7 protein-coding genes are annotated in these 7,344 nt (G+C 45.3%); 5 read left to right on the forward strand and 2 right to left on the reverse strand.

The window, feature by feature from the left end; genetic code table 11:
• From AB1488_09390 to AB1488_09410, 5 genes are all read left to right on the forward strand, one after another.
• Positions 1-1,569 (forward strand): FAD-binding protein (locus tag AB1488_09390; protein MEW6410303.1); only part of this gene is annotated, 1,569 nt, incomplete at its 5' end.
• Between the two features lie 17 nt (positions 1,570-1,586).
• A complete protein-coding gene (locus AB1488_09395) occupies positions 1,587-1,913 on the forward strand; it encodes a 4Fe-4S binding protein (protein MEW6410304.1) in 327 nt (108 codons plus the stop codon).
• Positions 1,913-4,291 carry a hydrogenase iron-sulfur subunit gene (locus AB1488_09400; protein MEW6410305.1) on the forward strand — a complete coding sequence of 793 codons (2,379 nt, stop codon included), beginning with the start codon at positions 1,913-1,915 and terminating at the stop codon, positions 4,289-4,291. The genes AB1488_09395 and AB1488_09400 overlap by 1 nt, the downstream gene beginning before the upstream one ends.
• A gap of 12 nt (positions 4,292-4,303) precedes the next feature.
• Entirely contained in the window at positions 4,304-4,756 is a 453-nt protein-coding gene (locus AB1488_09405) for a 4Fe-4S dicluster domain-containing protein (protein MEW6410306.1), read from the forward strand.
• Positions 4,757-4,912: 156 nt separating this feature from the next.
• Positions 4,913-5,767: a CoB--CoM heterodisulfide reductase iron-sulfur subunit B family protein gene (locus AB1488_09410; protein MEW6410307.1), complete on the forward strand. Its 855-nt coding sequence runs from the start codon at positions 4,913-4,915 to the stop codon at positions 5,765-5,767.
• 9 nt (positions 5,768-5,776) lie between these two features.
• On the opposite strand, the gene chrA is transcribed toward AB1488_09410, so the two are convergent.
• Positions 5,777-6,988 (reverse strand): chromate efflux transporter, encoded by a 1,212-nt coding sequence (chrA, locus tag AB1488_09415; GenBank protein MEW6410308.1) that lies wholly within the window; start codon positions 6,986-6,988, stop codon positions 5,777-5,779.
• Positions 6,989-7,154: 166 nt separating this feature from the next.
• Positions 7,155-7,289: a hypothetical protein gene (locus AB1488_09420; GenBank protein MEW6410309.1), complete on the reverse strand. Its 135-nt coding sequence runs from the start codon at positions 7,287-7,289 to the stop codon at positions 7,155-7,157.
• Positions 7,290-7,344 lie beyond the last annotated feature (55 nt).

Here is a 7,344-nt window from a genome sequence, read left to right on the forward strand (position 1 = left end):
ATGGATGCGATTAACACCTACATCCGCAAAGACAAGGGGGAGACGCCGGAGAGTCTTGTGAGGTGGGGTCGGGCCCAGGTAGGAGGAGGACCAATTCGTGAGGATCTGGCTTTGAGTAATGCGGAGATGTTAAACGAGACAGTAGAGATGCTTGAGGAGTGGGGACTGCCTATCGTCAAGGACGAAGAGGGATATTACAAGCTCCGTGGCCGCTGGGACATCTCGATTCAGGGTGAACAGCTCAAGGTCATAATGGCAGAAAAGGCAATGGAGGTTGGTGCCCAGGTCTTTAACCGGGTAGCAGCCACAAATTTATTAATGGATGGCGACAGATGCGTTGGTGCAATGGGTTTTGGGGTCAGGGATGGAAAGTTCTATGTATTCCGTGCCAAGGCTACCATTGTTTCTACAGGTGGGGCATGCGGTATCTACAAATCACCAGTGACCGACTACTCTGGTGCACATCATCAGACATGGATGTGTCCTTTTAATGTCGGGACAGGATATGCCATGGGGATCCGTGCAGGTGCAGAGATGTCATCTCTTGAGCAGAGATGGGTTGCCACCCGTACAAAAGATTTCTCAGGACCTGTAGATACAATCTCCGTAGCCTTTGGATGTTTGATTACAAATGCTAAGGGTGAGCGTGTAATGCAGGTGCGGTATGCCGATGTCGGTGGCGATAAGGCAGCTCGTTTCTACCGACTCAACGCTCCGATGATTGAGTGGCTCGAGGGAAGGGCACCCACTTATGTGGATACCACAGTGTTGAGCCCAGAAGAGGCAAAGGATTTAAGACAGGATCTGTTAAACGAACGTCCATCATTTGTTCTATTTTTAGCAAGCAGGGGACATGACATTACTAAAGAACCTGTTGAGATTTATGGCAGTGACCCATACATCGTTGGTGGTCATACTGGAAGTGGATACTGGGTAGATATCAAGAGGATGACGACTATTCCTGGTCTTTTTGCAGCAGGAGAGACAGCATCAGGAAACCCCAATAAGTTCGTTGGTGGATGTGGGACTGAAGGAAGACTGGCATCCAGAGGTGCCCTTGAATACCTTGCATCGGTTTCCTTACCCCCACTTGATACTAAACAGGTAGAGAAGGAAAAGGAACGGGTCTTTGCTCCTTTTCTTAGGGGACCTGAATTTGATGGGACTACACCGATAGAGATGGAGGAACGGATGCAGAGGCTCATGGATGAGTATGCAGGTGGGATTCACCAGTTTTACAGGATGAATGAGGAGAGACTGGATCATGCCCTTAAGAACCTGAAGATACTCCAGGATCAGACCAGATATCTTTACTCAAAGGACCTTCATGAACTGATGAATGCCCATGAGGTTATTGACCGTCTGGATGTGGCTGAGGTTCTCGTGCATCATCTTAAATACAGGAAAGAGACACGCTGGCCAGGATGGCAGACACGTATGGATTATCCTGATAAAGATTCCAAACTGGACTGTTTTGTAGAGAGCAGGCGAGACCCACAGACAGGGGAGATCAAGATGTTTACCCATCCCTACGAGCAAATCGTTCCAGGGGATCGAACCAAGCCATAAGAAAGGAGGAAATTACTATGCCCCCAAGGGTTGACCGAGAAAAATGTGATGGTTGTAAGGCTGAAAAAGAGCCTCTTTGTGAACAGATATGCCCCGGAGACCTTATGCACCTGGGCGAAGACAAAATAGCCTTTTGCAGGATGCCACGGGATTGCTGGGACTGCATGTCCTGTGTTAAGTCATGTCCTAAAGGTGCACTTGAGACCAGAATCCCATATCAGTTGGGTTACCATGTAGCCAGGCTTATCCCGATGATGGGGACAAATACCATTACATGGACATGCATAGACCTTAACGGAAATGTAGAACGGTTTCACTACATAAATAGAGGCATGTTAGATTAATGGAGAAGACGATACCTAAGGTAGGACTTTTCATATGTGATCAGGGAGGGTTGCTTGCCCGTGCCATTGATCTTGAATCAGTTATCCAAAAGCTTATTAGGGCAAAGAATGTTGCTCGTTGTGAGGTCTTGAATGACCTATGGACAACAGCCCCCCTTACTTCGATTAAGGAAGACTTACAGACTGGTAAAATCAACAGAATCCTGTGGGTAGGCAGATTTTCCCCTTATCAGGAGAAAAACATACAATCTGAACTTGCTTCTGCGGGATTAAATCCATACCTCCATGAATGGTGCGACCTTGAAGAACAGGGAATTGGTAACAATGGGATAGATCCGAGTATTCAAAACCAGAAGGCTATAATCTTAATCCAGATGGCACTCGCACGAACCCGTCTCCTTGAGCCCTTAGAGCCATTAAAACTCCCTGCTGTGGATGCAGCCCTCATCATTGGAGCAGGTGTGGCAGGACTGCATACAGCAGTATCCCTTGTAGAACTTGGTAAGCGAGTCTATCTGGTGGAAAAGGAGAGCGGTGTTGGAGGAAAGGTCGCGCTACTTTATCGGTTCTATCCACGAATCTGTGACCCACATTGTGGACTGGAATTTGCGATACAGAAACTCAGGGAGTCAGACCTGGTAAATGTTTATACACTCTCACAGGTTAAAAACCTCGATGGTAGTCCAGGGAATTTCGATGTGAGGATTGAGAGACAACCCCGTTATGTAAATGAAGAACGGTGTAATGCCTGTGGTGAATGTATGAGGGTGTGTCCGGTAGTCATACCTGACCAGTCGAGGTTCATATACCCTCCCCCCTCCATAGCCCCCTGTGAAAAGGGGGCTATGGATTTTCTGAAATCCCAGAGAAAGGCAATACATCCTGCAACGCCGATGGCTTTCCCATCTGCCTTTGTGATTAATAGAGAATACTGTCCTCCAGAATGCAGGGAATGTGTAAAGGTATGTCCTGCACAGGCTGTGGAACTTGAACAATCCCCTTCTGAAGTAGTCTTCAGGGCAGGGATGGTTATTGTAACAGCTGGATGGGACCCATATCCTTTAATTAAGGTAGAGGAATATGGGTATGGTATTTATCCCAATGTTATCAGTAATCTCGATATGGAGCGGCTTCTTGCCACCGAAGGAGAATGGGGAGACCTTAAGGAGATTGGTTTTATCCAGTGTGCGGGAAGCAGGGATGAGAGGTATCTCAATTACTGTTCATCCGTCTGTTGTTCTGTTACCCTGAAGCAAGTTCGTTACCTTAAAGAAAAGATGCCTGATGCACGCTGTTATATATTTTATCAGGATATCAGGACACCGGGTTTTGATGAGGAACTCTATCAGCAGGTAAAAAGCATGGATAATGTAATCTTCATCCGCGGGAATCCTTCAACTGTGAAACCTGAAGGAGATACAGGGAAACTCAGTATCCGGGCAGAAGATACACTGTCAGGGAAAGAGGTGAGATTGAGCCTTGATCTTCTTGTGCTGGCAGGAGGGATGACCCCTTCTGATGGCTCTGTGGAGGTCGCCCAACTGCTTAACCTTCCAAGGAATAACTTTGGATTTTTTGAATCACATCTTCAATGCCATCCAGAGGAAAGTCAAAGAACAGGCATTTATGTGGGAGGTGCCTGTCGTGGACCAATGAATGTAGCACAATCCATTGAGTCAAGCCATCGAGCCGCTATGGAGGGGCTGGCATTTCTCAATGGAACAGTTCTGATAGATCCTACCTACCCTGTGGTGGATGTAACTAAGTGTGATAAGTGCAAGCGATGCATGGAGGAGTGTCCCTTTTACAGCTTCTACTTTGATGATAGTGGGTTCCCTGCACCAGACCTCGCAAGATGTCGCCAGTGTGGAAACTGTATGGGGCTCTGTCCTATTACAGCGATATCCCTTCGACATTTTACAATTAAACAGACAGCAGCCCAGGTTCAGGCAATCAATGCCTCATTTATGGGAAAGGATGAACCTGTTATCCTTGCCTTTCTCTGTAAAAACGATGCCTATCATGCAGCCAGAACATCAATGGATTATGGTCTTCCTGTCCCCCCTAATATCTTTATTATTAAGGTCCCATGTGCAGGCTCGGTTAACAATGCCCTTGTAGCTGATGCCCTCGCCTTCGGGATGGATGGAATTTTAATTGCTGGTTGCAAGGATGGACAGTGCCACTTTGTAAGGGGAAACCAGCTTGTCCAGACGAGAAGTGGTGACCTATCTGATAAACTGAAAAAGATGATGATTGAACCTGAGAGGGTCCGCTTCGAGAATCTGGAAATAAGGGACTCAAGAAGATATGTGGAGCTGGTAAACTCATATATAGAGGATTTAAGGGCTATGGGTCCTAATCCGTTTAAGGTATGAATAGGAGATACGATGGAGCTTCTTCATACTGATACCATTCCACAATTCTCTATCTGTGTCCAGTGTGGACGATGTTCTGCCGGATGCCCTGTGGCATTTGAGTCAGAGCATACGCCAAGAAAGATTATTCGTTTTCTCCAGTGGGGCTGGTTGAAGGAGGCGAGCCAGAGTCCTTTTTTATGGCTCTGTGCCTCATGTTACACCTGTACCGTCAGATGTCCCAGGGGGGTTGATATCTCAGGGATTATGGTTGCACTGAGGCGAGTAGCACAGGAACAAGGGTGGGTTAAGTCTGAAGAAGACCTCTCTTATTATAAAGCCTTTATTAAAATGATTGAAAAGAAAGGTAAAATAAACGAATTTCGCTTAGGATTTGCAGTTGCCCTACGCAAAATACCACTCCATCCTGTAGAGGATGCCATCCTCTTTATCAAGTTACTGTTACGGGGTAAGATCTATAGATAAATCAAAATGCAAAAATCAAAATGCAAAATGAAATATCAAAATTTAAAAAAGTTATTAGATTCTGGCTGTCAGCTATCAGCAAAAGATTTTGAATTTTGCATTGTAATTTTGATTTTTGATATTTGATTTTTGATATTTTCTTGGAGGAAAGATTAGATGAACTACCTTTATTATCCAGGATGCAGTCTAAAAGGGACCGCTATTGATTATGAGGAGTCCTTTTTAGCAGTAGCCTCATCACTCGGAATCGAAATCAAAGAAATAGAGGATTGGGAATGCTGTGGCGCATCGGTTGCTAAGTCTGTGAGCAAAGAGCTTTCAGAAACCCTCCCAGCCAAGACATTAATTATGGCAGACAAAGAGGAAACGGATCTACTTATGCCATGTTCGTCCTGTTATCAAGTTCATTTACAGATAGTTCGTAAGGCTCAGGAGGATACAGGATTTATGGAGGGACTTTCTCTCAGTCGGCTTCCAAAGGTAAAACACCTCTTAGAGGTGCTTTCATTTGATATAGGTATTGAAGAAATAAGCAGGAGAATCACCAGAGCCCTCAAAGGAATCAGGGTACTGCCTTATTATGGCTGTCTGATAGCTCGTCCATTTTCTCTCGGTGGAAGAGAAAGCATTGAAAACCCGAAGGTGATGGAAGGTATCATAGAGTCATCTGGAGCTCAACCCCTCTTTTTTCCTTATAAAGTTGATTGCTGTGGGGGGGCACTCATACTTTCACGAGAGAAGGTTGCCCTTAAACTGTGTGGAACGATACTTAAGGAGGCTAAAAGACTTTCTCCTGATTGCATTGTGGTAGCCTGTCCTTTATGCCATTTCATGCTGGATGCCAAACAGCGTGCAGTAGAACGAGAATCAAGCGAAAAGATAGAACTTCCAGTCCTCTATATCACACAGTTACTTGGCATAGCACTGGGGATTGATTACAAAAGACTTGCCCTCCACAGGCTCATTACATCACCAAAACCCCTTCTTCAGAAGATAAATAATTTTATTTAAAGAATTGTGTTATACCGCTAATACTGAGAGTAACCAGCCGGTGATGGCTCCTCCTAAAACCAGCCAGGTGGCATTAACTTTCCATCGCAGACCTACAACAATAGCAACTAGAGCGATTAACCATGTTGCCCAGCTGATGAGTGTTGCTTCAGACAATTTTACTATAACTGCTGCCATGAGACCAACCGCACTGACATTGACTGCATCGAGGAATGCAGAAGTCCAGCGGGAGCGGCGAAGGCGTGGAATCACTGGGTTGAGTACCACAACAAAAAGAAATGAAGGTAAAAAAATAGCCACTGTCGCTACCACTGCGCCGTCCACTCCCGAGATTAAATATCCGATAAATGTGGCGGTCGAAAGAACAGGACCTGGCGTAAACTGTCCAATGGCTATAGCATCAAGCAACTGTTGCTGAGTCATCCAACCATAGTCGTGAACCAACCCACCTTCCAAAAACGCTACCAACACATAACCACCACCGAAGAGGATGGCTCCGACCTTGAGAAAGAAGAGTCCGAGTTTCAACAGCGAGACATCAATTGCCGCCACTGTGCCACTTCCCACTATAGCAGCCAGAGATATTCCTGTTGCCTTTGCGGTTTTAGGAATAACGCTTGTAGTAATACCGGCCAATGTGATTAGCCCCTTTTTGTTACTCAGGGATCTTCCCAGATCAGATATTCGTAGCCAGAACATGCCGATACCTCCTCCGATAAGAAGTGCGATGACCTCGTTCATTCCAAAGATTGATGCACTCGCCACAGCTAAGCCGATGATTAAGAGCCGCCACCCTTTGACAGCAGTTTTACCGAGTCTCCATACAGCAGTAAAGATGACAGCAAGAACAGCAGGTTTGATACCATACAATAATGATGAGACCTGAGGAAGTGACCCAAACTTCACATAAGCCCAGGCAAAGCCAGCCGTGATAAGAACTGCAGGGATAATGAAACATGTGCCGGCAATAATCAAACCGGGCCATCCTGCATGGATGTAGCCCACAAAGATGGACATCTTTGTAGAGACAGGTCCAGGGATAACGTTGGAAGCACCTACAAGATCCAGGAAATGCTCTCTGGTAAGCCACTTACGTCTTCCCACCACTTCATCTTCCATCATAGCGATATGGGCTGCAGGACCACCAAAGCCGATGATCCCGAGTTTGAGAAAAAGTGCTGCCAGTTCACCAAGACGCTGGATTTTGTTTTTGCTTTCCATATACACCTCCGTTTAGTATTGTTGTCCGCAGTATAGGCATGAAATGCACAATGTCCACTATTTAGTAAAAACTCTAAGCAAATATCTTATTACGATAACGAAATACGATAATATATAACGATATTAAAAAATATTAAGATTGTCAAGTAAATTGTGATTGATAATGTTAGGGAAGGGACAACATCTGGAAAAATGGGACGGTTCTATTTTCTCCTCGGCTATCCCCCTTTGTTAGAATGTGATATACATATTCCTTTGCTTCGCGATCTTCGATTGGTGCTATGCCTGCTGTCTTCGGCATATGATAAATCTATCATCTTTTATCTTTACTGTCACTATCAAGAAAATAGAACCGT

It is taken from the genome of Nitrospirota bacterium, assembly GCA_040756155.1.
Taxonomy (GTDB): Bacteria; Nitrospirota; Thermodesulfovibrionia; order JACRGW01; family JBFLZU01; genus JBFLZU01.